Here is a 24,018-nt window from a genome sequence, read left to right as displayed (position 1 = left end):
ACGGAAGTCGGCGGGCCCCTGACCTGTTTCCGGACTGCCGGGCCCGGCCTCCTCGGTCGTCTCCCCGGTCGTCGGCGGGGCCGGATGGGGCCGGCCGCGGCTGTGACCGGGCCTTGTCCGTGGCCACACCGTGTCCGGTGAGCCGCTCGGCGTGGTCCTCTCCGCACCGGCCTGGAGCGCAACCGGCGACCGGAGCGCCTCCCCGTTCCGACGGCCGGCGCGGCCCGGTCGCTCCGGGTGAGTGTCGAGGACCGGCGGGCGCGGTCTCCGGGAGCGCGCTGCCGCCGCCAACGGTCAGGGGGCGCCGGGCTGCGGGTTCACCGATTGGCGGCCAGTACTGCCGCGAGGCCTTCCTGCAGGTCCTTGACGAAATATTCGGGAACCTCCAGCGACGGGAAGTGTCCGCCGCTTTCGGGGGAATTCCATCGGACGATCTGCCGGTACCGCTCCTGTGCCCAGGGGCGGGGGCTCTTCTCGATGTCGCGGGGGTACATGCTGATGGCCGACGGGACGTCGACCCGGAGGCCGGGGTCGAGCGAGTTGTGGCTTTCGTAGTAGATGCGGGCCGCCGAGGCGCCGGTCCGCGTCAGCCAGTACAGGGTGACGTCGTCGAGGATGCGGTCCCGGGAGATGGTCTCGAAGGGGCTGTCCTCGGTGTCCGACCACTCGGCGAACTTGTCGAGGATCCAGGAGAGAAGTCCGACCGGTGAGTCGACGAGCGAGTAGCCGATGGTCTGCGGCCGGGTGGCCTGCTGCTTCGCGTAGGCCGCGCGATGGTGCCAGAAATGGCGGGTTTCCTCGGTCCATTCGCGCTCGGCGGTGGTCAGTCCGTCTGTCGTCAGCCCGGGCGGTGCCTCGGCGAATGTCGTGTGGATGCCGAGGACATGCTCCGGGAACCTGCCGCCGAGGACCGTGGTGATGTTGCCTCCCCAGTCGCCGCCGTGGGCTGCGAACGTGCGGTAGCCGAGTCTTTCCATCAGCCGCACCCAGGCTGCCGCGATCTTCTCGGTGCCCCACCCGGTGGTGGTCGGCTTGTCGCTGTAGCCGAAGCCCGGCAGCGAGGGGATCACCACGTGGAACGCCGGCGTGTCCGGGTTCTCCGGGTCCGCCAACTCGTCCACCACGTCGATGAACTCGGCGATGCTGCCCGGCCAGCCGTGCGTCAGGAGCAGCGGTGTGGCGTCCGCACGTGGGGATCGGCGGTGCAGGAAGTGGAGGCGCAGATCGTCGATGGTCGTGCGGAATTGGCCGATCCGGTTGAGGTGTGCTTCGAAGGACCTCCAGTCGTATCCGGTGCGCCAGTAGTCCACGAGATCGACGAGGTCGGCGAGGGGGACTCCCTGGTCCCACCGGCCGGGGCCGGGCGTGGAGCGCTGGACGGTCTCGGCTTCCGGCAGCCGCGCCGCGGCCAGTCGTGCGCGCAGGTCGTCGAGGTCGGCTTCAGGTGCGTGGGCTTCAAATGCTTCGACTGCTTCGACGTCGCGGGTCGGACGGGACATGAGACCTCCTGGCACTACGGAACCGGCTTAGACGGTTCTAGCATGGCGTCCTGTCGACCTACAACCGGCTATGGTGGTTCCATGCGTGCTGGGTTCCCTGACTTCCGCCTCGGCAATGTGCCGGCCACCAGCTTCACGGCGACCCTGACGGAGCGTCATGGCGATGCTGTGGAGCGCATCCCCACGCCGCAGCGGCTCGTCGACTGGCTGGCGGTGTACGGCCTCGTCGTGGACTCCTGCACCGATGCCCAGCTCGAACTCGCGCGGGAACTAAGAGAGTCGATCGACGTCGCCGCGACGGCGGCCGCGCTCGGGGGCGCTCTCCCCGCACCCGCTGTCCAGGTCATCAACGACCGCAGCCTTCAGGGGCGGGCCGCCGCGATCCTGACGCCCGACGGCGAGCGGCAATGGCGGCTCGGTCCGGATGCGCGTGTGGAGGACGCCCTCAGCGTGATCGCCGCCGACGCGATCGAGATCATCTCTGGTGAACGCGACGGGAAACTGGCCCTGTGTGCCTCACCGACCTGCCGGGCCGCCTTCTTCGACGCCAGCCAGAGCCGCACTCGCAAATGGTGCGACATGAACACGTGCGGGAATCGTCAGAAGAAGGCGCGCTTCAACGCCAACCGGCGTCGGCACTCCAAACCGGCGGAGTGAGCGTCCCCCGCCTCCGGGCCGGCTCTGTCCCGCGACGCCCTCGCCGGTCGGTGAGCGTCAGGGGAGGCGTGCCGTTGCGCGGATGAACGACGCGGACTTCACCGATGGCGGTCACTTCACCGACGGCGCGGGGAGCGGCGGCGCGTGGGTGCGGGAGCCGAGCGGCGGCTGAGGCCGCAGGCCCGGCCGACGGCCCGGCCCGGCCGGCGGGCCGCCGACTCGCGGGTGGCCGGCGCCGGGAGGGCCCGGCAGCCGACTCCCGTGGTGCTGCGGTGTCACTCGCCGCCGCCTCGGGCCCGGAGCTGCTGCCCGGGTCCGTCGAGGTCGCCGTCCGGATCGCCTCCCGTGCGCAGCCACTCCGGCAGCAGCCGCTGCACCCCGGGGAGTGCCATGACCCGCGCCAGGCCCCCGGCGACGGTGAGCGATCCGGCGACCCATGGCAGGGATTCCGGGATGCCGGACGCCTCCACGATCGCCGGCAGCAGTACGGCCAGGGCCACGGCGGTCTGGAGGACGGTGCGTATGGCGCGCTTGGTGTCCACCTGCATCGGGTCACTCCTCCGTGGTGAGTGCGGCCGCCAGCCTGTCGAGGGCGGCCCGGGCGCCCGCTTCGGCCGCGGCCTGGATCTCGGCGGCGGTCAGTCCGCCGCCTTCCGCGAGCTTCGCCAGGACGGCATCGCGGGCCGCGCCCTTCGCGGTCAGTTCGGCGACCGCGTTCTCCAGCGCTTTGACGCGGCCCCGGGTCTCCCTTGCGACTTCGCCGATGTGGATGAGGACGCTCTTGGGCTTCCATTCGGGATTGGTGTCGCTGCCCCAGGGCACGGTCATCTGGCCGTCGAGTTCCCACACTCCGTCGTAGAGATCCTGCTGGCTGGGCATGTCGTCCTCCTGGCTGCCCGTCGCCCAGGCGCGCATCGCCGCGCGGCTGTCGAACCGGGCGAGATTGGTGTCGATGGGGTCGCTGGTGTACTGGTGGAGCAGCCACGGATGCTGGATGCTCGGCTGTCCGGGGCGGCCGTTGTACTGGGCGATCCACAGCCCGTCGCCCGCGAACGAGGACGTGTCGCGGTTCAGCCAGAAGTCGACGTTGCAGTAGAGCAGGACCCGGTGTCCGGCCGCCTTGCCCTGCACGTATCCGATCCACGCGTCCTTGTCGGCCGAGGAGACGCCCGGGTCCTCCCAGTCGAGGGCGAGGACGTCCCCGGCGCGCAGGTTGATCTTCGAGAGGAAGTAGTCGGCCTGCGCCTTCATGCTGCCCGGTCTGACGAAGTGGTAGAAGCCGGTGACCAGCCCGGCGTCCCGGGCCGTCTGCCGCTGTGCCACCCACTTGGGGTTCGTGTAGGACGTCCCCTCGGTGATCTTGATGATGGCGAAGTCCAGCCCTCGTGTGCCGTAGTTCTCGGACTGGTACGACGCCACGTCGATGCCCTTGATGTGATCAGCCATCGTCCGCTCCCGGGCCCGGCGCATAGGTGATATTGCGGACTTTCCCGGGAATGGACCGGTCGAAGCTCCCTGGAGCGCCTCTTCCTGACCGATCCGGAAGAAGCCGCCCCGGTGCGGCCGGCCCACGGCGGTGGCCGAGTGTTCCGTACCGTCGGCGGACGTCCGCGGGAGACGCGTCCGGCGGCTGTGCGACGGCCCGCGTGCATCCGCTGCCGGACACCGCCTCCGCCCTGGTCGCGACGCCGGATCGCCGGACCGCGCGAGGCGATCGGCCAAAGCCGTTCATCAGTTGGTATGAACTGCTGGGGTGGCTGCCGGGCAGACGGGCCGCCGCGGGCTGGGATGGACGGCATGAGGGCGACGAGAGCGCGCGGACGCGGACCGGCGGGCCGAACGGCGGTGGTGCTGCCGGCGGTGCTCGCCGTGCTGGGGGCGGCAACGGGGAGCGGCGATCCGGCCGCGGCGGCGGAGCGTCCGCGGCCGGTCGTCGCGCCGTACTACTCGCTGGGCTGGGGGGATCCGCCCGACCCGGGGGCAGTCCTGCGGAAGACGGGAGCGGACGGGTTCACCTTCGCGTTCATGCTGAGCGCGGGCGACTGCGAGCCGCGCTGGGACGGGGTGCGGCCGCTGACCGGCGGGGCGGACGAACGCGCCCTGTGGGCGGTGCGGGTCGCGGGCGGCGAGCCCGTCGTCTCCTTCGGCGGCGGCAGCGGACGCAAGCTGGAGCAGGACTGCGCCGACGCCGCAGCGTTGGCCCGGGCCTACCGGAAGGTGATCCGCGCCTACGGGTTGCGCGCGATCGACATCGACATCGAGACGCGCGCCTACGAGAGCGCCGCGGCCCGCCGCCGGACGGTGGAGGCGCTCAAGCGGGTCAAGGCCGCCCACCCCGGGCTCGCCGTCCATGTGACGCTGCCCAGCAGCCGGAGCGGGCCGGACGCCCGGCTCATCGGGACCGCGGCGCGGGCCGGACTGGAGCCGGACTCCTGGACGATCATGCCGTTCGCCTTCGGGAGCGGGCCGCCCACCACCGCGAGCGGTGTGCAGCAGGCGCGCGAGCTGGACATGGGCCGCGCCACGGTACGGGCGGCCGAGGGGCTGGCCGCGCGGCTGCGTGCGGCGTACGGCTATGACGCGGCCACCGCGTACGCGCACAGCGGCATCTCCACCATGAACGGCATCACGGGGCATCAGGAGCTCGTCACCGTCGCGGACTTCCGCACCATCGCGCGCTACGCCCGCGAACGGCGGCTGGCCCGGTTGGCGTTCTGGTCGGTCAACCGGGACCGGCCGTGCGGCACGCTGGCCTATCCGGCGGCCGACCGCTGTTCGGGAGTGGCCCAGCGGCCATGGGAGTTCACCCGGGCGCTGACGGGAGCGCGGTGGTGACGGAGGGCTCCTCGGCGGCGTCTCCGCCCGCGCGCATCGCCGGGAGCGTCGCGAAGACCGGCAGCACCGGGAACGTGGTCGGTCCGGGCAGCAGGGAGCCCGCGGTGGACACCTCCGGTGCCGGTTCCGCGCGGGCGGTGTCCGCCCGCTCCGGGTCCGCCGCGGCGTCGGCGCCGGCGTCCGGCTCACGCCGTATCAGGTAGGCGGCGAGCCCGCCCGCCAGGAACAGCGCCAGCACCGAGACGGCCGTGCCCAGCCAACTGGCGCCCAGCCACTGGGCGCCGAGGTAGCCCAGTCCCACGCTGTAGGCGGCCCAGGCCACCCCGGCCAGCGCCGACCAGGGCACGAACTCCCGTGCCCTGCGGTGTGTCACGCCCGCGGTGAGGCTGACGACGGAGCGTCCGGCGGGTGCGAAGCGGGCGAGCACGACGAGGGCGCCGCCGCCCTGCGAGAGCGCGCGACCGAGCTGCTCCTGCGCGGTGGTGAGTCTGCGGGAGCGGGCGACGGCCCGGTCGAAGCGGTCGCCGCCCCGCCAGGCCAGCCGCCAGGCCGCCAGGTCACCCAGTACCGAGGCGCAGGCGGCGCACAGCATCAGCAGCAGCACCTCGACCGGCTCGCCGCCTCCGGCCGCGCTGCGTGCTGCGGCGCTGGGCAGGTCGGCGGCGTCCGCTGCGGTGGTCCCGGCGGCTGCGGTGGAGGCGGCGATCACCAGGACGCCGCTGGGCAGCACGGGCACGAAGACATCGAGCAGTACGGACGCGGCGATGACCACGTAGATCCACGGGGATCCGGTCACCGACCCCAGGATTTCCGGCACTGCTGTCCCCGTTTCTTCCCCTGCCCGGTCTCTCGCCGTTCGGCGGTCTACCGCCGTACAGCGTACGCCCGGATCCCTCGCTCAGGGGCGCTGGGGGCGTGCCGCGCCCCTCCTGCGGCCCAGCCGGACGCCGATCTCACAACATCGGACCAGCGGAGCACCATGTGGCAGTGGAGGCCGGGATGAGGGTAGGGACGCGCACCGCGGGAGCGGTGGGGGCCGCGGCGGTGGTGGCGCTGCTCGCGGGGGGCGGGACGAGCACGGCCGGGGAACGGGCCGCGGACGGCATCCCGTCGCGTGCGGCGGACCCCGGCGGGCCCGCGGGCCGGGAAGGCGCCGCCTCCCGGTGGGCGGCAGCGGGCGCGGCCGGCACGAGCGGCACCGCCGGCCCCGGAAAAGCCGCCGAGCGGCAGCCGTTCCTGGTGCGCGAGGACCAGTTCTCGCCCGCGAACGCCTTCATCCGCCCCGACGCGATCACCTACGACCAGGCCCGGGTCCCGGCCGGAGCCGGCATCACGGTGGCGCGACGGGCCACCCGGCACGGCACCACCGTGTGGCTGCGGGTGCGCGGCCTGCTCCCGGACCGCACCTACGGGGCGCACGTCCACACCCGCCCGTGCGGAGGCAGGCCCGGGGACGCGGGGCCGCACTACCAGCACCGCCGGGACCCGCGACAGCCCTCCACCGACCCCCGCTACGCCAATCCGCGCAACGAGGTGTGGCTCGACGTCACCACCGACGCGGCGGGCCGGGGCAGTGCCGTCTCGCGGCACGGCTGGACCTTCCGGCCGGGCGGGGCCGGGTCGGTCGTGCTGCACGAGCGGGCGACCCGGGCCGGGCAGGGCCACGCGGGTGCGGCCGGTGCCCGGCTGGGCTGCTTCACGGTGCCGCTGAGCGGCGGCTGATCCGCTGAGCGGCGGGCCGGATGCCCCGCTCCTGGCGTGAGCGGGGGTCAGTCCGCCCCGCCCGGAGCGGAGTCGGCCTGGTCGAGCCGGCCGGCGAAGACGCGCTCCAGGCCGGAGCGAGGGGTGCCGTCCGGCGCCGAGGTCGCCGGACGCGCCTGGTGGAGCGCGTAGGAGGCGTCGCGGCCGTGCAGGGTCAGCGTCATCAGCATGTTGCCGAACCAGGGGCCCCCGGTGCGGCGCCACCGGAAGGGCGGCTTCTCGGTGCGGGCGTGCCGCTCCAGCGCCTGTCCGAGCCGCCGCCCGGCCCGGCTCCAGCCGAAGCGGAAGCCCGAGCGCATCACCGCGGGGATGTCGTTGTGTATCGGCGAGCAGGTGAGCTGCACCACCCGGGACCGCCTGCCGCCCCCGGAGACCTTCAGTCCGTCCAACTCCGGCTCGGTGACATAGGCGTGGTGCACGTCGCCGGAGAGGACACTGACCGAGGCGGGGGCCTCCTGGTCGGCCGCCACCCGTTCGATCAGTTCGGTCAGTGCGCGGAAGGAGCGTGGGAAGGCCGCCCAGTGCTCCAGGTCGGCGCGCTGCCGCAGCTTCTCGCTGAACCGTGCCCAGCGCGGTCCGCGCGCCCCCGAGCACAGCGCGTTGTTCCAGCTCTCCAGGCCGTGCACGGCGGGCGGCAGCAGCCACGGCAGCGAGGTGCCCAGGACCAGGTGGTCGACAGCGCCCGGGCCGCCGTCGAGCACCTGTTCGTGCAGCCAGTCCAGTTCTTCGTCGTCGAGCATCCGCCGCTCGTTCTCGGGCAGCACCCGGCCGGCCCGGGTGTCGATCATCACCAGCCGGACCCGGCCGAAGTCCCGGCGGTAGCTCCACCGGGCCGCGGTCGGGTCCTGGTCGGCGCGTTCGGCGAAGGCGCGCAGCGGCGCGGCCCCGTCGTCGGCCTGCCGTACGGCGGCCAGCACCGGGTCCTCGGCGAGTTCGGCGGGGGAGAGGTTGCCCAGGTGCTGGTAGACCCAGTACGAGGTGAGACCGCCCAGGATGCGCTCGCGCCACCAGTCGGTGGCGCGGATCTCGCGCTGCCATGCCTCGCTGGTGTTCCAGTCGTCGATCACGTCGTGGTCGTCGAAGATCATGCAGCTCGGGACGGTGGACAGCAGCCAGCGCACTTCCGGGTCCAGCCAGGACTCGTAGTACAGCTCGGTGTATTCCTCGTAGTCGGCCACCTGCCCCCACGGCGGCTCGGCCAGGTCGCGGGTGCGGGCGAGTTTCGCGCGGACCCGTTCGGAGGTCTCGTCCGCGTAGACCTGGTCGCCCAGCAGCAGCAGTACGTCCGGGCGCGGGCCGCCGGAGAGCATCTGGTGGGCCAGCGCGTCCAGTGCGTCCGGGCCCATGGGGTCGTGCCGGGAGCCCGCGGGGCGGGCGGCCCAGCGGCAGGACCCGAAGGCCATCCGGAGCGGGGCCGTCTCCTCGGGTGCCGCCTCGGGCGGCGGCAGGGTGCGGATGGTGCTGGCCGGGAAGGGCGAGTCGGGCAGTGGCCAGACCTGTTCGCCGTCGAGCGTGACGCGGTAGGGGGTCTCGGTGCCCGGCTCCAGTCCGACGACGGTGACCAGCGCGTAGTGGTGTCCGGCGACCTGCCAGGTGCGGGCGGAGCCGCCCGCGGTCGTGCCCTCGCAGTGCACCTCGGCCCGGCTGGGACCGGACGTCTCCACCCAGACGGTGGCGGTGTCCTGGTCGACGTAGCGCAGCAGTGGGCCCAGTCGGAGGCCGGTCATGCGCATCTCCCTCGTCCGTGTGGCACCCGTACGGTGCGGGCCTTGGACCCGCACCGTACGGAACGAGGGAGCTGTCCGACCAGTTTCCGGCGGGCCGGGCCTCGCGGATCAGCAGCCGGTGAGCACCTTCTCCAGGGCGGCCTTCTCCTCGGCGTCGGCCGTCATGCCGTAGGTGTCCTTGACCCAGACCCACATCCGCGCGTAGGTGCAGTGGTAGCCGGAGGAGGGCGGCATCCACTCGGCGGGGTCCTTGTCCCCCTTCGACTGGTTGACGTTGTCGGTGACCGCGAGCAACTGGGCGATCTCCAGGTTGTTGGCCAGCTCCTCGCGCTTGTCCTGGGTCCAGCCGGAGGCACCGGAGCGCCACGCCTCGGCGAGCGGGACGACGTGGTCGATGTCCAGGTCGGAGGGCTCGGTCCAGGTCTCGCCGTCGTAGGGGCTGGTCCAGCTCCCCTTCGTCGGGTAGCAGTCGGCGCCGGTCTCCACGCCGTCGCCGTCCCGTTTGAGGACGGCCTCGCGGGTGTTGCAGTTGTCGCCCTGGCTGCTCCAGTGCGGGAACCTGTCGCGCGAGTAGCCGTCCATCGAGCCCTCGGCTTGTTCGGACAGGCCGTCGAGCATCGTGCGTGCCTCGGACACGCTCGGCGGTGCGGGTGGCTCGGCAGCTGCCGGGGAGGCGCCCAGGGTGAGGGCGACCAGCAGGCCGCTGACGGCGGCGGCGAGGACGGCCGGGAGCGCTGTCCAGCGTCGACGCGCGTAGCGGGTGATTGTTGTCCGGTGCGGATGCGCCATGCGAACTCCCGTGATGTGGGGGGAAGTCGAGCAGTGCTGCGAGAGTCGTTGCTTCGGACCGTGCGGCACACAGCCTGGCGGTCGTGTGCACGTCACATCAAGAGCCTGCCCGGGAATCCGCCTCCGGCCACACGCGATACACCCATCCGACCGACGCCGTACGGGAGTTGGTCACCGCGGCCGCCGCCCCGGTCGCGCCGGAGCGGGCCGGCGGAGCGTCGATCGCGCCGCGGGGCGGGTATCGCGTAGAGTCGTAGGAGTCTGAAGGGGAGTAGCTCTTCGCCGGACCGTCGACACACTGGCCCGCCGCGCGCGGACCCGGCGCCCGGAGCGTGACGTCCGCCACAGGTGGCGGCGCCGCGCCAGCGAGACCTTCGGCCCGCAGTGTCCGCACCCGTGCCCCCGCGCACGGACAGCCATGACGCTGCCGTGCCGAAGTGTGTGCTCGCGCCGGTGCGGCAGCCCGACCACGGAGGACCCCGTGCTCAGCCTCTCCGCCGCCGCCGTCGTGTTCGGCGTCGTCTTCCTCGCCGAGTTGCCGGACAAGACAGCCCTGGCCGGGCTGATGCTCGGCACCCGCTACCGCGCCTCCTACGTCTTCGCGGGCGTCGCCGCGGCCTTCCTCGTGCACGTCACACTCGCCGTCGCGGCGGGCAGCGTCCTCACCCTGCTCCCGCACCGGCTGGTGCAGGGCATCGTGGGCGTGCTGTTCCTGCTGGGCGCCGCGGTGCTGCTGCTGAAGAAGGACGACGACGAGGAGGAGCAGGCCCGCACACCCGCCGACCAGTCGTTCTGGAGAGTGGCCGGCAGCGGCTTCATGCTGATCCTGGTCGCCGAGTTCGGTGATCTGACCCAGATCATGACCGCCAACCTCGCCGCCCGCTACGACGATCCCCTCTCGGTGGGCCTGGGCGCCGTCCTCGCCCTGTGGGCCGTGGCCGCGCTGGGCATTCTGGGCGGCCGCACCCTGATGAAGTACGTCCCGCTGCGGCTGATCACCCGGGTGGCCGCGCTGCTGATGCTGGCGCTGGCCGCCTTCAGCCTCTACGAGGCGCTCGCGCCGTAGCGGCTGAGCGGCTGCCGGTCCTGCCGGCCCTGCCGGGCGTGGGCCGGACCGTTCGCCGGTCCGCCGCGGGAGCCGCTGTGCCGCGGCCGCGGCCAGGCGCCCGCGGCCCGCCGCGCCGTCCCCCGAACGGAGGCGGCCGGCGGGCCGCGCGTCCCCCGGCGCGGCACCGTGGCCGTATGAGCGGGGAACACGCGGCACCTGCCCCCCGCGGGGTGCTGCTGCCGATCGTGGCGCTCCTGCTCGGGATGCTGCTGGCCGCACTCGACCAGACGATCGTGGCGACGGCCCTGCCCACCGTCGTCAGCGACCTCGGCGGCATGGACCACCTCTCCTGGGTGGTGACCGCCTACCTGCTGGCGGTGACGGCGGCCACTCCGCTGTGGGGCAAGCTCGGCGACCAGTACGGGCGCAAGCGCCTCTTCCAGGCCGCGATCGTGATCTTCCTGGTGGGCTCCGCGCTGTGCGGGGCGGCGCAGGACATGCCGCAGCTCATCGGCTACCGCGCCGTTCAGGGCCTGGGCGGCGGCGGGCTGATCACCCTGTCCATGGCGATCGTCGGCGACCTGGTGCCGCCCCGGGAGCGGGGCCGCTACCAGGGCCTGTTCGGCGCGGTGTTCGGAGCGACCAGCGTGCTCGGGCCGCTGCTGGGCGGCTTCTTCACCCAGCACCTCGACTGGCGCTGGGTCTTCTACGTCAACCTGCCGATCGGCGCCGTCGCGATGGCGGTCATCGCGCTCGCGCTGCACATCCCGGTGCGCTCCGAGCGGCACCGGATCGACTACCTCGGCACCTTCCTGATCGCATCCGCCGCCACCTGCGTCGTGCTCGTCACCTCGCTGGGCGGCACCACCTGGCCGTGGGACTCCGTGCAGGTCTACGGGCTGTCGGTGCTGGCGGTGCTCCTGCTGGGCTGCTTCGTGCCGGTCGAGCGGCGGGCGGCGGAGCCGGTGCTGCCCCCGGGGCTCTTCGCCGTGCGCAACTTCACCCTGTGTGCGGCGATCAGTTTCGTCGTCGGGTTCGCCATGTTCGGCGCCATGACCTATCTGCCGACCTTCCTCCAGGTGGTGCACGGGATCACCCCCACCATGTCCGGCGTGCACATGCTGCCCATGGTGCTGGGGCTGCTGTTCTCCTCCACCCTCTCCGGGCAGCTGATCACCCGCACCGGGCACTGGAAGGTCTTCCCGGTGCTGGGCACCGCGGTGACCACGGTCGGGCTGCTCCTGCTGCACCGGATGACGCCGGACAGCTCGCAGTGGGAGATGGGCGGCTACTTCGCCGTCTTCGGCCTCGGGCTCGGCCTGGTGCTCCAGGTCCTGGTGCTGGTCGCGCAGAACGCCGTGGGCTACGCGGACCTGGGCGTGGCCACCTCGGGCATCACCTTCTTCCGCTCGGTGGGCGCCGCGGTCGGGGTGGCGGTCTTCGGCGCGCTGTTCGCCTCCCGGCTGGGCGGTGAACTCTCCGCCGCGCTGCGCGGCAGGGCCCTGCCCGCCGGGATCAGCCCCGACACTCTGCGGCGCGACCCGCAGTCGATCGGCCGGCTGTCGCCCGGTGCCCGGCGCGGGGTGCTGGACGCCTACTCCGTCTCCATCACGGATGTCTTCCTCTACTCCGCGCCGCTGGCAGCACTCGCGTGCGTGCTGACCTGGCTGCTGCGCCAGCAGCGGCTGCGCCGCAGCGTGCAGGTGCCGGACGAGAGCGAGACGCTGGGCGCCTGCCCGGTCGAGCGCAGCTCGGCGGACGAGGTCATCCGCGCCCTCTCGCGGCTCAGCACCATCGAGGGCCGGCGCGGCCTGTACGCGGAGATCGCCCGCGGTGCCGGACTCGATCTCGCCCCCGCCGCCGTGTGGATGCTGCTGCGCGTCCACTACGACGGTCCCGTCGAGCCCGCGCTGCTGGAGGATTCGGGGTCGGTGCCGCCGCACCTCGTCGCGGAGGGGGCACGGCAGTTGGAGGAGTGCGGGCTGGCGACCCGGGCCGGCCTGGAACTGGTGGCCACGCCGCGCGGCGAGCAGGCGGCGCGGGCCCTCGCGGACGCCCGGCAGCAGGAGTTGGCCGAACTGCTGGGGGACTGGTGGACGCCCGACCGCCCCACCGACCTGACGGAACTGGTGCGCGAACTGACCGCGGAGAGCGGCCGTTCGCACCCGCCCCGGCCCGGGTGAAGCGCCCGGAAGCGCCCGGCCGGGATGGCCGCGCGCGTCGCGACATCGGACGACTCGTCCGCCGTGGGTCCTTTCCCGCCCCGTCGGCTTTTCCTGTGTGCTTGACCCTGACCGACCCGGACCGCGTATCGTCCAGCGTTGGACAGTTACTGGCGATTCGGGCACGGCGGCCGTGAACCGGACGGCGTGCTGGTGCCGGGGGAGGGGAGCGGGATGGCGGGGGACGGACGATGTCCCGGGTGCGGCCGGAGCGCGGCGGAGTGCACCTCCGCCGACCGGGTCGGTTGCGGCGGCGGAGCCGGGCAGGAGGACGGCCCGGAGGCCGGGGAGCCGGTCCCGGGCACCGCCCGGGAGCCCGCGTCCGCCGACCCGTTGCACATCCGCCCCTATGTGCGCCTGCTGGGGAGCGACCCCGTGCGGGCTCCGGAGGAGGAGGCCCCGGGTGAGGGCCGGGACGGTGCTCCGGCGGGCGTGCCCGAAGGATCCGGTCCGCCAACGGTGCCGGACGTCCACGCGGACGCCCATGTACCGCTGCCCGGCCTCGCTCCGCTCGCGGCCCCGGACACGCAGGAGACGGCCGGACTCCCGGACGCGGCAGGGCGGGGCGGAACGGGACCGGACGGCCGGGAACCGGACGCCGCGAGGCCGGACGCCGCGGGAGCCGGCCGCGCCGACCGTCCCGCCGCCGACGGGCCGGGCCCCGTACGGCACCGCCGGATGGCCGAGCGCCGCAGACCCAGCACCGCGGTGTTCGCCGGGGTCGGGGTGGCCGCCGTGCTCGGCGGCGGCCTGCTGACCACCCAGTTGCTGACCGACGACGGCAGCCGTGCCGGGGACGGCCGCGCGCTGCGCCACATGCCGACCGGAGCGCCCGACGAGGACCCGCACGCCGCCACCCCGTCCGCGACTCCGACGCCGCAGCGCGAGCGCCCCGAGCCGTCCCCCTCCCGGTCGAGCGCCCCGGCGACCCCGCGTGCCGGCCGCGACAGCGGCAAGCACACGGCGAGCCCGTCGCCCTCCGGGAGTGGCCGGGAGGAGGCGGCGGAGCCGACGGACCGGCCCGAGGGGCGGGAGCGGGTACGCCCGCGCCCGGAGCGCCCGGAGCGGCCCGCGGGGAAGACGCTGCGCCCCGGCGACTCCGGCGTCGCGGTCGTCCAACTCCAGCGCAGGCTGAAGCAGGCCGGCTACTACGACCTGCGGGCCGAGGAGGACGGCGTCTACTCCTCGCGGGTCCAGGAGGCCGTCTTCCGGTACCAGGCGCACTACCGGCTGTGGGACGACGCCCCTGGTGAATACGGTCCCGCGACCCGCCGCCATCTGGAGGCCCGGACCTCGGGATGAGCCGGGGCCGTGCCCGGACTGGCCCGTGGCCGCCCCCGCTTTGTATGATGAGGAAACAAATGGTCCCGCCCGTGCCCCTGGCCTGACGGAAGGGGCGTCCCTGACCGGCGGGCGGGCCATCTGTCCTTCCTCGCCCATGAGCCCGCCCAGCCGCCCGCCCCGCGCGGGCCCAGCGTGCCGACCGCGACCCCGGGAGCCTTCCGCATGCCCGCACCACAGCTCACCGTCCGCGCGCTGCTGCTCGACATGGACGGCACCCTCGTCGACTCCGACGCCGTCGTCACCCGGGTCTGGCGGGGCTGGGCCGCCGAGCAGGGACTCGACCCCGACCACGTGATGTCCGTCGCGCACGGCCGCCAGGGCCATCTGACGATGGCCACCCTGCTGCCGGACCGCCCCATGGAACAGAACCACGCGGAGAACCGCGTCCTGCTGGCCCGGGAGACCGCCGACACCGAGGGGATCGTCCCCGTGCCCGGCGCCCCCGCCTTCCTGGCGGCGCTCCGCGACCTGCCGCACGCCCTGGTGACCTCCGCGACGGCCGAGCTGGCCGCGGCCCGGATGGCGGCCGCGGGGCTGGCCATGCCCGCCGTCCGGGTCACCGCCACCGACGTCGGCGCCGGGAAACCCGACCCCGAGGGCTTCCTCAAGGGCGCCGCCGAGCTGGGCTTCCCGCCGCACGAGTGCGTCGCCTTCGAGGACTCGGGTGCGGGCGTCGCCGCGGGCCTGGCCGCCGGGATGCCGGTCGTCGGCGTCGGCCCGCGCGCCGCGGAGCACGGCCCCACGGTGCACGTCGCCGACCTGGACCGGGTGCGGGCCACCCGCCTTCAGGACGGGCGGGTGCGCCTCACTTTCGAGGGCTGAGTCACTTCTTCGGCGGCGCCTGCTGCACGACCTCGAAGGACCAGGCCTCCGAGCCGGTCGCCGCGGGCTTCGGCCGCTCGGCGCCCGCCTCGCCGGACCCCGCGCCGCCGTCGTCGCCCTTCGCCCGCTGGTGGGCCTCCTTCATGGGGCCGTTCATCCACGCCTGGAAGGACTCCTCGTCCCGCCACCGGGTGTAGACGAGATAGCGGTCGCTTCCCTCCAACGGGCGCAGCAGCTCGAACCACTCGAATCCGTCGGCGCCCTCCACGAAGCCCTTGCGTGCGGCGAACCGCTGCTCCAGCACCTCCCGCTGGTCGTCCGGCACGGTCAGCGCGTTGATCTTGACGATGCTCATGGGCCCATCCTGCCGCACCGCCCCACCACGGCTCACCGCCCGGGGCCGCCACGGCCCCCGAGGGGCCGGCCCCGCTGGCTCCGCCCGCCCCGTGCGCCGGCGCCTCCCGTCCCGGTGGCCGGGCGCGCGGAGATGTCAGGTAGCGAGTAGGTTTCTCGCGTCTGAACCTGAGGGCTCGCCCTCGGGGGGTGGAGCGGAACCGGGTGTCCGCGGGGGAACGCGGACGGAACACCGGCGGACAGGACGGAGACGGCGGGGCGTGGCGGCGGAGACGGTGGTGGACGGCGAGGGGCCGGACCGGGGCGGCGAACGGCACCTGTCCGGGGGCGGGCCGTTGCGGAGGCTCCCCGGGCCGTGGGGGCGGCTGGGCTCCCGCGCGGGGATGCTGCTGGCCGGGCTGTGGCTGCTGGCGCTGGCGCTGGCCGTCCGGCAGGCGGCCGCCGTGCTGCGGCTCCCCAGGGACGAACGCCTCGTGGACCTGTTCGCCTGGACCGGCGACAACGGCGTGCTCCGGGTGCACGGCTCCCTCTACGACGGGGACGCGGCGTTCACCGGGACGCCGTTCGCGGGTCTGGTGCTCAAGCCCCTCACCCGGGCCGCCGAGCAGGGGCTCGGTGTGGTCTGGACGTTCGGCACCCTGCTGCTGGTCGCCGCCGTCGCCGCCGTCGCCGCCCGGGCACTGCCCGGACCGGTCTCGCGGCGCACCGCGCTCTTCGCGCTCCCGGCCGCCCTGAGCCTGCTGGCGCTCTCGGTCCCGGTGCGCAACACCTTCCACCTCGGGCAGACCAGCATCCTGCCGGTGCTGCTGGTGCTGGTCGGCTGGCTGGCGGGCGGCGCGGACCGGCACCGGGAGCGACACGGCCCGGCGGGCGGGCCGTTCGCGGGCCCGCGCGGACAGGCCGCGGTGGCGCTCGCCGGGAAGGCGCAGGGCGTGCTCATCGGCGTGGCCGGCGCGTTGCAGCCCGCCACCCTGCTCTTCGTTCCACTGCTGTGGCTCACCGGGCGCCGCAGGGCCGCCGTCTCGGGCGCCGGGACGTTCCTGATCTGCACCCTGGCCGCCTGGGCGGCCCTGCCGGACGACTCGTGGACCTACTGGGTGCACCACGTCGCGGGGGCCGGCCTGGGCGATGCCGCGGACGCGACCGCCAACCAGTCGCTGCACGGAGCGCTGCTGCGCGCCGGACTGCACGGGGCGCCGGAGGTGGCGCTGCTGGCGGTGCTGGTCCCCGCCGTCGGATGGCTGGCACTGCGCCGGGCGGTGCGGTACGCGCGGGACGGGCAGCTCCTGCTCGCCGCCGCTGTGGTGGGCTGCGCCGCCGTGGTCGCCTCCCCGACCGCGTGGCAGCACCAGCAGCTGTGGGTGCTGCCGGCGATCGTGGGGCGCGTCGGCCGGCGCACCGGGGACCGGCTGGTGTGGCCGGTCTTCGTGGTGATGGTGATGACGCTCGACGGCAGTGCGCTGGTCCCCAAGATCGCCGCGTTCGGCATGCTCGGCGAGAACGCGGTGCTGCTCGCGGCCCTGCTGGCGTCCTGCGTCGTGCCGTTCCTGCTGCGGGAGGCCCCGGCCTGGGCTGCGCCGCAGCCCTCGGGCCCGCTCAGCCGCCCCAACCTGATGCTGGAGCTGCTGCTCATCCGGGTCGGCTACTGGGCCTACTCCTACGTCCGCGGCCACGCGCCCGACTCGCGCTCCCTCGCCGAGGGGCACGGCCACCAGATACTGACCGCCGAGCGGTTCCTGCACCTCGATGTCGAGCACGGCCTCAACAAGCTGGCCGCGCGCACGGAGTGGCTGCGGGAGGCCGGGGACACCTACTACACGACGTTCCACTTCCTGGTGCCGATCGTCCTGCTGGGCTTTCTGTACGTGCGCCGGGCGCCGCTGTACCGCGCGGCGCGCACGGCGCTGAGCTTCGCCACCCTGCTGGGGCTGACGGGCTTCTGGCTGTATCCGCTGGCACCACCGCGGCTGATGCCGGGGCTGGGCTACATCGACACCGCGCACGGCCCGCAGGACCTGTCCGACCCGGACTTCGGCGCGCTCACCCAGCTCTCCAACCAGTACGCGGCGATGCCCTCGCTGCACGTGGGCTGGTCGCTGTGGTGCGCGGTCGTCGTCTTCCTTCTCACCCGGAACCGCTTGCTGCGGGCGCTGGGCGCGCTCTATCCGCTGCTGACCACCTTCGTGGTGATGGCCACCGCCAACCACTATCTGCTCGACGCGGTGGGCGGGGTCGCCGTGGTGACGGCGGGCTTCTACGGCCAGCGCCGGCTCGCCCGGATACGGGGCACGGGGAAGCGGACCGTGGGCCGGGCCGCCGACACCTTCGCCGACGGATCCGACCGGGGTGCTGCCGGTGCCGCCCCCTCCGCCGGGCCGCCCGGCGGAGGGGGCGGCACCCAGGCCCTGCCGGACGTCCCGGACGGCTCGAACGTCACGGACGGTCCGGATGCGGTCAGCGGTGCAGCTTCAGCCCCTTCACCGCCCGGTCCACCGAGTTCCGCGGACCGTGGAGCGCCAGCCCGGCGAGACTGAGCTTCTCCGACTCGACGGCCCGCACGGCCGCGCGGTTGTCCGTCGTTTCCGGTGGCGAACATCTCGTCGGTGTAGCCGGCGATCGCCAGCCCGGGGAGAGCGCGCGCCGGTGGGCCGCGGCGAGTCCTTCGCGGTCGGCGGCGAAGCACAGCACCGGCTCGCGCAGCAGCGGCAGGCAGCGGTTGCCCGAGCCGTCCTCGTAGGGCTCGCCGGTCACCTCGTCGGAGACGCCTGGGAGCCCGCCGGCCAGGAACGCGGTCACTTTGAGCTTCTGCCGGTCCGCGAGGCGGGCCGGGTGGCGTGGCGCGGGCCGCTCGGCGATAGTCGGCCCCGCAGCTTCTCGCGGCTGCTTCGGAGGCCGCGGGGAACCGCTGCGCGGCCGGCGGCTACCGGGCCGGGTCCGCGGCGGGTGCCGGGGCGGTCGCCATGCGCAGCAGCGTCTCCGCGGCGGAGCGCGCGTGCTGTGCCGGGGCCGGGGAGTCGGTGATGGAGGCGTTGCTCATCGCGCCGTCGAGCAGCACGGCCAGCTGCGAGGCGAGCCACTCCGGCTCCGCCGCTCCGGTCTCGTGCGCCAGGCCCCGCAGATAGCCGCGGACGGCGCCCTTGTGCTCGCGGACCGCGTCGACCACCCCCTGGGAGTCGGCGCCCAGTTCGCCGAAGGCGTTGATGAACGCGCAGCCGTGGAAGTCCGGTCCGTCCACCCAGTCGTAGAGCCAGTCGAAGACCGCCAGCACCCGCTCCTCGGGGTCGGTGTGCCGGGACACCCGCTCCTCCAGCGCGTTCCTGGCCCAGTCGTCCCGGCGCCGCAGATACGCCTCCACCAGGGCGCCCTTGGACGGGAAGCACTTGTAGATCTTCTTCAGCGAGACGCCGCTGGCGTCCCGGACGCGGTCCATGCCCACGGATTGCACGCCGTGCGCGTAGAAGAGCGCATCCGCCGCGCTGAGGATGCGCGCCTCGGTCGTGGCGTCGCTGTCCATACTCCCCGTTCTCCCCACGTCTTGAGAACCGCCGTTCTCTACGATACTGTCTTGCCCGGCCGGAGAACGAGCGTTCTCCGGCCCCAACGGGGAGAACGGGGGACCCGGGCGTGGTCGAGCACCCGCTGCGGTACGCGGCGCGCTCGGGTGAGCCGGCGGGGACCGGGCCGGATACGGTCCCGGTCGTCGCCGGCCCGAGCGCCACGGCGCCGACCGGGCGGAGCGTCCTGCGCAGCCCGCCGCCGAGGCGCCCGCCGCGCAGCGGTGCGCCACGGGCCGTCCTGCGCGCGGGCCGCGTACGCGCGGACCTCTCCCAGTTCGGAAACCGGCTCCGGCGACCCCTCGCCGACCGCACCTGACGTCCCGGCCCCGGCGGCGGGCCGCGCCGCCGGGAAGCAGAGCCGCGAGCCTCGCAGACCGCGGGCTCGCCCAGAGACCCGTGTTCCTGCCCGTCGGGGTCGGGCAGGAACACGGGACCTCACCCCGCCGATGATCCCCCGGATCCCGGCGGCGGCGCGGAGGCCGCGCCGCCCGCCGGTTCGCCCCGGTCCGGGGCCGGCTCCGCGAACACCGGTGCCGCCTCGAAGGCGGCGCGCCGGGTGGCCCGGCGCAGCGCACGCAGCACCGTGCCCCCCAGGGTCAGGGTGAGCACCACGGTCAGCAGCGCCCTGGGCACGTCCCAGCCGAGCGAGGTGGCCAGCACGTAGGCCCCGTACCGGGCCAGGTTCTCCGGCAGCGGGTCACCGGGCACGAACGAGATGCCCGAGCCGAGGCCCGCGATGTAGGGCCAGCCCTGCAGGTTCATGATCAACCCGTAGAGCAGTGCGGCCCCCGCGCCGTAGCCGGCCAGCAGAACCCGCTCCCGGCCGCCGCGCAGCGTGGCCGGGGCGGGCAGCAGCCCGGCGCCCATGGACACCCAGCCCATCGTGAGCATCTGGAAGGGCATCCAGGGGCCCACCCCACCCGTCAGCAGCGCCCCGGCGAACATCGAGACGGCACCCAGTACGAACCCGAAGCCCGGCCCCAGCGCCCGGCCGGAGAGCACCATCAGGAAGAACATCGGCTCCAGGCCTGCCGTGCCCGCCCCCAGCGGCCGCAGCGCGGCACCCGCCGCCGCCAGCACACCCAGCATCGCCACGGCCTTGGCGTCCAGCCCGGTCTCGGAGACGGTCGCCACGGCGACCGCCAGCAGCAGCGGGAGCAGCGCCGCGAACAGCCAGGGGGCGTCCCGCGAGTGCGCCAGCCCGGACGTCCGGTCGGCCAGCAGGGGCCAGGCGAAGGCCGCCACACCGGTGGCGCTGGTGAGCACCAGCGCCACCACCGACCGCGGGCCCAGCCGCACCGCGCGCACGGCCCGGTCGGGGCGCCCGGTGCCGGGCGCCGCGGCACGGCGGCTCACAGCGCCTCCCGCACCTGGCCGACCGTCAGCCAGGGCTGCGGGGCGAGGATCTTGGAGACCTGCGGGGCGTAGGCCGGCGAGGAGGTGATGACCTCGTCGGTGGGCCCGTCCGCCACGGTCTCGCCCTGTGCGAGGACGACGACGCGGTGCGCCAGCTCCGCCACCAGCTCGACGTCGTGGGTGGCGAGCACGATCGCGTGGCCCTGCTCCGCCAGTTCGCGCAGCAGCACCACCAGCCGGGACTTGGCCGCGTAGTCCAGCCCCCGGGTCGGTTCGTCCAGCAGCAGCAGCGGTGGCCGGGCCGTCAGCACGATCGCCAGCGCCAGGGCCAGCCGCTGTCCCTCGGACAGATCGCGGGGGTGTGCGCTGTCCGGTACTCCGGGAAGCAGCCGGGAGACCAGTGCCCGGCAGGTGCCGGGTGCGGCGCCCGCGTCCGCGTCCGCGGTCCGGCATTCGCGGCCGACGGTCTCGGCGTAGAGCAGGTCGCGCGGCTCCTGCGGGACGAGGCCGACGTGCCGCAGCAGCGCGGCCGGCCGCGTACGGTGCGGGGTCCTGCCGCCGACGGACACCTGGCCGGAGGTGGGCCGGTGCATTCCCACCAGCGTGTTCAGCAGGGTCGACTTGCCCGCGCCGTTGCGTCCCATCAGCGCCGTGGTGCGCCCCGCGTGCAGGGTGAGGGAGACCTCGTGCAGCGCGGTGACGCGGTCGCGGACCAGGCCGAGCCGGGAGACCTCGGCGACCGGTCGGACCTCTGCGGCCGGGGAGTCCGCCGCCGCGGGCGCGGGCCGGTCCGCCAGTCGCCGGCGCAGCGTGTCCGCGCGGCGGCGGGCGTCCCGTACCGACAGCGGAAGCGGGTCCCAGCCCGCCAGTTCGCCCAGCTCCACCACCGGGGGCCGCACCGGGGAGACCGCCAGCAGGGCGGCCGGATCGCCGATGCGGGCCGTGCCCCGCGGGTCCGTGCCCCCGCCCCGCTCGCCGTCCGGCGCCAGCAGCAGCATCCGGTCCGCGTACTGCACCACGCGCTCCAGCCGGTGCTCGGCCATCAGCACCGTGGTGCCCAGGTCGTGGACGAGCCGCTGGAGCACGGCCAGGACCTCCTCGGCGGCGGGCGGATCCAGCGCCGAGGTGGGTTCGTCGAGGACGAGCACCCGGGGATGCGGGGTGAGGACCGAGCCGATGGCCACGCGCTGCTGCTGGCCACCGGAGAGGGAGGCGATCGGGCGGTCCCGCAGTTCGTTGAGGCCGAGCAGGTCGAGGGTCTCCTCGACGCGGCGCCGCATGGTCCCCGGCGGCAGTCCCAGGGACTCCATGCCGTAGGCCAGTTCGTCCTCGACCGTGTCGGTGACGAAGTGGGCCAGCGGGTCCTGGCCGACCGTGCCCACGACGTCCGCGAGTTCGCGTGGCTTGTGGGTCCGGGTGTCGCGGCCCGCCACGGTCACCCGGCCCCGCAGGGTGCCGCCGGTGAAGTGCGGGACCAGACCTGCGACGGTGCCCAGCAGGGTGGACTTGCCCGCCCCGCTGGGGCCGACGAGCAGACACAGCTCGCCCTCGGGTATGTGGGCGTCCACCACCGGGAAAGCGGGGCCGTCCGCGCCGTCGTGGACGACACTGACCTGCTCGAAGGTGATCACCGGGTGCTCTCCTCGTCGTGCTGCCGGTCCCGCAGGGCCCGCGGGATCCGGGCTCTGGGCGCCGTCCGCGCGTACGGTCCGGCCGCCCGCTCGTGCGGACCGCGCCCGCTGCCGTCGGCGCCGGCGTCGGCACTGTGGTCGGCGGTGCGGTCGGGGTGGACGCCGGTGCGGTCGCTGCCGCTGCCCCGGCCGTTGTCGCGGTCGTCTTCGGCTTCGGCTGTTCGGGGGTGTTCGGTGGCCGGTGCGGCCGAATGTGCGTCGGGCACGGGTGCGCGGCGGGCGCCGGCGGGTGTGCGGCCGCCGGCGGACCGGTCACCGGACCGGTCACCGGGCCCGTTCCCGGGGAGGGCCGGGGCGGGTGCGAGGAAGCCCGGCAGCAGGCCGAGCAGGACGGCGGCGGCGGGCCAGAGCGGCAACGGGGGCGCGGCCAGCGGGACGGCCGGCGGGTTCATCGGGTCCGGCAGCGCACTGGCCGCCGCGGTCAGCAGCGCGGCGACGGCGGCACCGGACGCCGACACCAGCCAGGCCCGGACTCCCCAGCGGTCGGGGCGGTACCGGGTGCGGGCCGCCCGCCGGCCGCCGAGCCGCAGCCCGGCCAGCGCGAGGACCAGGCCCGCCAGCAGGAGTGGCAACCCGAACCCGGCGCCCGCGGCGGCCAGCAGGCCGTAGGTACCCGCGCACACGCCGAGCAGCCCGCCGAGCGTCAGCGCCGTGGTGGTGCGGCGCACCGCCGCCGGAACGCGCGCCGTCCGGCCGTAGCCGCGCGCGTCCATCGCTGCCGCGAGCGCGACCGAGCGCTCCAACGCGCCCTCCAGAACCGGCAGCGCGACCTGCGCCACCCCGCGCAGCCCGCGGTCGTCCCGCCCGCGCAGCCGCCGGGCCGCGCGCAGCCGCCGTACGTCGGCCACCAGGTGCGGGGCGAACGTCATCGCCACCACCACCGCGACGCCCGCCTCGTAGAGGGCGCCGGGCAGGGATTTCAGCAGCCGCGCCGGGTTGGCGAGCGCGTTCGCGGCTCCGACGCAGACCAGGAGCGTGGCCAGCTTGAGCCCGTCGTACAGCGCGAAGACCATGCCCTCCGCCGTGACCCGTCCGCCGATCCGTACCCCGCGGGCCCAGTCGGGCAGCGGCACTTCCGGGAGTTCTACGAGTACCTGGCTGCCGGGGATGGGAGAGCCGAGGAGGAAGGCGAAGACGAGGCGGATGCTGAGGACCAGCAGTCCCAGCTTCAGGAACGCGGTGTAGGAGCGGGCCCAGGGCGCGTCGGTGCGGCGGGCCGCGACGACATAGCCCGCCACCGCCATCAGCAGTCCGAGGAGGAGGGGATTGCTGGTGCGGGAGGCGGCGGTGGCCAGACCCAGGGCCCAGAGCCACCACGCACCCGGGTGCAGGGCGGTGCTCCGGGTGGAGAGCGGTGCTCGCAGAGGAGAGCGGGTCACCGCTCCGGTACCCGCCCCGCGCTCTGCCGGGCGCGCCGTCCGCCGCGGGGCCGCCGCCCGGGAGAGCGCTGCTCTGGATGTGGAGCGGGGCATCGGCTAGCGCTTTCGGCGGCGGGCCTGCCACAGTGCCGCGGCGCCGAGGATCGCCACGGCCGCCGCGCCCGCCGCGACGCCCACAGCGGTCGACGCGCCGTCCCCCCGGCCGCCGTCGGCCTCGCCGTCCGCGCTGCGGCTCCCGGTGTCCGCCGCGCTGTCGCCGTCGCCGTCCTCGCTCTTGCCGCTCCCGCCGCTGCCCTTCGCCTGCTCGCCGCATCCCGTCGCGGGGTAGCCGTCGATGGCGCACAGCAGGGCGTCGGAGTTGTAGCGCAGCGGGGAGGCCACCTTGGCGAGGGCGTCGGCCGCGGTGCCGTTCTCCGGTATGCGGGCGCAGCCGGTACGGGCGGCGGGCGGGTCCCCGGACTCGCCGCCCGGGGCGTCGGCGCGGGTCCCGAAGTCGATCCGCACGGCCACCCGCTTGCTCTCCTTCCCGGCCTTCGTCCCGTCGCAGGCGGCGGCGAAACGCACGGCGCCGCGCGGCTCGTCGGCCTGGTCGGAGTCCTCGCTCAGCGCGAACCGGAAGCCCAGGACGTCCCCGTCCTCAGGGCGCTGGGTGGCCGGTCCCTCGGTGGCGTACGACCAGGAGCCGCCCTCCTGTCGCTGCCAGAAGGACCAGTACCGGTAGCCGCTCGACTCGGCGGCCGGCTGCCGCGCGGCCGAGGCGCGTGCCTCCTGGGACGGCAGCAGGACGAGACTCGCGAGCGCCACGAGGCCCGCGAGCGCGGCCGTCGCGGACGCGCCCCACCTCGGCGCCCGGCTCCGCGCCGCCGCCGGCCCGTCCAGGACCGTCCCGCGGTGCGTGGCCGTCCCGCGGTGCGGGCAGGCCCCCGGTCCGGTGCCGGTCCCGGTGCCGCTCCGGCCGGCCGTGCCGTATCCGCCGC

20 protein-coding genes and 1 pseudogene are annotated in these 24,018 nt (G+C 74.7%); 8 read left to right on the top strand and 13 right to left on the bottom strand.

What is annotated here, in order from left to right; translation table 11 throughout:
* Positions 1–317 precede the first annotated feature (317 nt).
* On the bottom strand, positions 318–1,499 hold the full coding sequence (locus ACFYMO_RS20825) for an epoxide hydrolase family protein (RefSeq protein ID WP_388547971.1): 1,182 nt from the start codon (positions 1,497–1,499) through the stop codon (positions 318–320).
* 81 nt (positions 1,500–1,580) lie between these two features.
* On the opposite strand from ACFYMO_RS20825, the gene ACFYMO_RS20820 reads away from it, so the two are divergent.
* Positions 1,581–2,156, top strand: a complete 576-nt coding sequence (locus ACFYMO_RS20820) for a CGNR zinc finger domain-containing protein (RefSeq protein WP_366770697.1) — start codon at positions 1,581–1,583, stop codon at positions 2,154–2,156.
* 275 nt (positions 2,157–2,431) lie between these two features.
* On the opposite strand, the gene ACFYMO_RS20815 is transcribed toward ACFYMO_RS20820, so the two are convergent.
* Together ACFYMO_RS20815 and ACFYMO_RS20810 are read right to left on the bottom strand one after the other, a co-directional pair.
* Positions 2,432–2,704, bottom strand: a complete 273-nt coding sequence (locus ACFYMO_RS20815) for a hypothetical protein (RefSeq protein ID WP_388547968.1) — start codon at positions 2,702–2,704, stop codon at positions 2,432–2,434.
* Between the two features lie 4 nt (positions 2,705–2,708).
* Positions 2,709–3,602, bottom strand: coding sequence for a GH25 family lysozyme (locus ACFYMO_RS20810; protein ID WP_366770695.1), 894 nt, complete (start codon positions 3,600–3,602; stop codon positions 2,709–2,711).
* A 351-nt stretch (positions 3,603–3,953) separates the two neighbouring features.
* Here ACFYMO_RS20810 and ACFYMO_RS20805 point away from each other — a divergent pair, with 351 nt between their 5' ends.
* A complete protein-coding gene (locus tag ACFYMO_RS20805) occupies positions 3,954–4,991 on the top strand; it encodes a chitinase (RefSeq protein WP_366770694.1) in 1,038 nt (345 codons plus the stop codon).
* Here the strand turns inward: ACFYMO_RS20805 and ACFYMO_RS20800 are convergent.
* Complete coding sequence (locus tag ACFYMO_RS20800) at positions 4,960–5,787, bottom strand: DedA family protein (RefSeq protein WP_388547963.1); 828 nt, start codon at positions 5,785–5,787, stop codon at positions 4,960–4,962. The genes ACFYMO_RS20805 and ACFYMO_RS20800 overlap by 32 nt on opposite strands.
* A 203-nt stretch (positions 5,788–5,990) precedes the next feature.
* On the opposite strand from ACFYMO_RS20800, the gene ACFYMO_RS20795 reads away from it, so the two are divergent.
* Positions 5,991–6,713: a superoxide dismutase family protein gene (locus tag ACFYMO_RS20795; protein ID WP_388547960.1), complete on the top strand. Its 723-nt coding sequence runs from the start codon at positions 5,991–5,993 to the stop codon at positions 6,711–6,713.
* 47 nt (positions 6,714–6,760) lie between these two features.
* Here ACFYMO_RS20795 and ACFYMO_RS20790 read toward each other — a convergent pair whose 3' ends face one another.
* Both ACFYMO_RS20790 and ACFYMO_RS20785 read right to left on the bottom strand, forming a co-directional pair.
* On the bottom strand, positions 6,761–8,479 hold the full coding sequence (locus tag ACFYMO_RS20790; protein ID WP_388547957.1) for an alkaline phosphatase D family protein: 1,719 nt from the start codon (positions 8,477–8,479) through the stop codon (positions 6,761–6,763).
* Positions 8,480–8,587: 108 nt separating this feature from the next.
* A complete protein-coding gene (locus tag ACFYMO_RS20785; protein WP_388547954.1) occupies positions 8,588–9,268 on the bottom strand; it encodes an HNH endonuclease family protein in 681 nt (226 codons plus the stop codon).
* A gap of 481 nt (positions 9,269–9,749) precedes the next feature.
* Here ACFYMO_RS20785 and ACFYMO_RS20780 point away from each other — a divergent pair, with 481 nt between their 5' ends.
* The 4 genes from ACFYMO_RS20780 to ACFYMO_RS20765 all read left to right on the top strand — a co-directional run bounded on the left by ACFYMO_RS20780 (position 9,750) and on the right by ACFYMO_RS20765 (position 14,704).
* Positions 9,750–10,334, top strand: a complete 585-nt coding sequence (locus tag ACFYMO_RS20780; protein WP_366770689.1) for a TMEM165/GDT1 family protein — start codon at positions 9,750–9,752, stop codon at positions 10,332–10,334.
* Between the two features lie 176 nt (positions 10,335–10,510).
* Positions 10,511–12,499: an MDR family MFS transporter gene (locus tag ACFYMO_RS20775; RefSeq protein WP_388547950.1), complete on the top strand. Its 1,989-nt coding sequence runs from the start codon at positions 10,511–10,513 to the stop codon at positions 12,497–12,499.
* 138 nt (positions 12,500–12,637) lie between these two features.
* Positions 12,638–13,840: a peptidoglycan-binding protein gene (locus ACFYMO_RS20770; protein ID WP_388547947.1), complete on the top strand. Its 1,203-nt coding sequence runs from the start codon at positions 12,638–12,640 to the stop codon at positions 13,838–13,840.
* 204 nt (positions 13,841–14,044) lie between these two features.
* Positions 14,045–14,704 carry an HAD-IA family hydrolase gene (locus tag ACFYMO_RS20765; RefSeq protein WP_366770686.1) on the top strand — a complete coding sequence of 220 codons (660 nt, stop codon included), beginning with the start codon at positions 14,045–14,047 and terminating at the stop codon, positions 14,702–14,704.
* 1 nt (position 14,705) lies between these two features.
* Here ACFYMO_RS20765 and ACFYMO_RS20760 read toward each other — a convergent pair whose 3' ends face one another.
* Entirely contained in the window at positions 14,706–15,059 is a 354-nt protein-coding gene (locus ACFYMO_RS20760; RefSeq protein ID WP_366770685.1) for an antibiotic biosynthesis monooxygenase, read from the bottom strand.
* A 259-nt stretch (positions 15,060–15,318) separates the two neighbouring features.
* Between ACFYMO_RS20760 and ACFYMO_RS20755 the strand changes: the two genes are divergently transcribed.
* Positions 15,319–17,592: a bifunctional glycosyltransferase 87/phosphatase PAP2 family protein gene (locus tag ACFYMO_RS20755; protein WP_388547943.1), complete on the top strand. Its 2,274-nt coding sequence runs from the start codon at positions 15,319–15,321 to the stop codon at positions 17,590–17,592.
* On the opposite strand, the gene ACFYMO_RS20750 is transcribed toward ACFYMO_RS20755, so the two are convergent.
* The 6 genes and pseudogenes from ACFYMO_RS20750 to ACFYMO_RS20725 form a co-directional block, all read right to left on the bottom strand.
* Entirely contained in the window at positions 17,513–17,854 is a 342-nt protein-coding gene (locus ACFYMO_RS20750) for a DUF2000 family protein (protein WP_388547940.1), read from the bottom strand. The two genes, ACFYMO_RS20755 and ACFYMO_RS20750, sit on opposite strands and share 80 nt — an antisense overlap.
* A 124-nt stretch (positions 17,855–17,978) precedes the next feature.
* Positions 17,979–18,572 (bottom strand): TetR/AcrR family transcriptional regulator, encoded by a 594-nt coding sequence (locus ACFYMO_RS20745; protein ID WP_366770683.1) that lies wholly within the window; start codon positions 18,570–18,572, stop codon positions 17,979–17,981.
* Between the two features lie 478 nt (positions 18,573–19,050).
* A complete protein-coding gene (locus ACFYMO_RS20740; RefSeq protein WP_366770682.1) occupies positions 19,051–19,971 on the bottom strand; it encodes an ECF transporter S component in 921 nt (306 codons plus the stop codon).
* Positions 19,968–21,602 carry an ABC transporter ATP-binding protein gene (locus ACFYMO_RS20735; protein ID WP_388547936.1) on the bottom strand — a complete coding sequence of 545 codons (1,635 nt, stop codon included), beginning with the start codon at positions 21,600–21,602 and terminating at the stop codon, positions 19,968–19,970. Before ACFYMO_RS20735 ends, ACFYMO_RS20740 begins: the two co-directional genes overlap by 4 nt.
* A gap of 350 nt (positions 21,603–21,952) precedes the next feature.
* Positions 21,953–23,134 (bottom strand): annotated as a pseudogene (locus ACFYMO_RS20730) (CbiQ family ECF transporter T component); the annotation flags it as partial.
* 3 nt (positions 23,135–23,137) lie between these two features.
* Positions 23,138–23,920: an SCO2322 family protein gene (locus ACFYMO_RS20725; RefSeq protein ID WP_388548163.1), complete on the bottom strand. Its 783-nt coding sequence runs from the start codon at positions 23,918–23,920 to the stop codon at positions 23,138–23,140.
* Positions 23,921–24,018 lie beyond the last annotated feature (98 nt).

Origin of the sequence: Streptomyces sp. NPDC007025 (genome assembly GCF_042869455.1) — a bacterium.
Taxonomy (GTDB): domain Bacteria; phylum Actinomycetota; class Actinomycetes; order Streptomycetales; family Streptomycetaceae; genus Streptomyces.
The sequence above is the reverse complement of the archived record's forward strand: the minus strand, read 5'-3'. Positions and strand labels throughout refer to the sequence as shown.

Bases quoted from the DNA above. Each gene is read 5' to 3' on its own strand.
- ACFYMO_RS20825 (WP_388547971.1), bottom strand. From the start codon at position 1,499: ATGTCCCGTCCGACCCGCGACGTCGAAGCAGTCGAAGCATTTGAAGCC.
- ACFYMO_RS20820 (WP_366770697.1), top strand. From the start codon at position 1,581: ATGCGTGCTGGGTTCCCTGACTTCCGCCTCGGCAATGTGCCGGCCACC.
- ACFYMO_RS20815 (WP_388547968.1), bottom strand. From the start codon at position 2,704: ATGCAGGTGGACACCAAGCGCGCCATACGCACCGTCCTCCAGACCGCC.
- ACFYMO_RS20810 (WP_366770695.1), bottom strand. From the start codon at position 3,602: ATGGCTGATCACATCAAGGGCATCGACGTGGCGTCGTACCAGTCCGAG.
- ACFYMO_RS20805 (WP_366770694.1), top strand. From the start codon at position 3,954: ATGAGGGCGACGAGAGCGCGCGGACGCGGACCGGCGGGCCGAACGGCG.
- ACFYMO_RS20795 (WP_388547960.1), top strand. From the start codon at position 5,991: ATGAGGGTAGGGACGCGCACCGCGGGAGCGGTGGGGGCCGCGGCGGTG.
- ACFYMO_RS20790 (WP_388547957.1), bottom strand. From the start codon at position 8,479: ATGACCGGCCTCCGACTGGGCCCACTGCTGCGCTACGTCGACCAGGAC.
- ACFYMO_RS20785 (WP_388547954.1), bottom strand. From the start codon at position 9,268: ATGGCGCATCCGCACCGGACAACAATCACCCGCTACGCGCGTCGACGC.
- ACFYMO_RS20775 (WP_388547950.1), top strand. From the start codon at position 10,511: ATGAGCGGGGAACACGCGGCACCTGCCCCCCGCGGGGTGCTGCTGCCG.
- ACFYMO_RS20765 (WP_366770686.1), top strand. From the start codon at position 14,045: ATGCCCGCACCACAGCTCACCGTCCGCGCGCTGCTGCTCGACATGGAC.
- ACFYMO_RS20760 (WP_366770685.1), bottom strand. From the start codon at position 15,059: ATGAGCATCGTCAAGATCAACGCGCTGACCGTGCCGGACGACCAGCGG.
- ACFYMO_RS20745 (WP_366770683.1), bottom strand. From the start codon at position 18,572: ATGGACAGCGACGCCACGACCGAGGCGCGCATCCTCAGCGCGGCGGAT.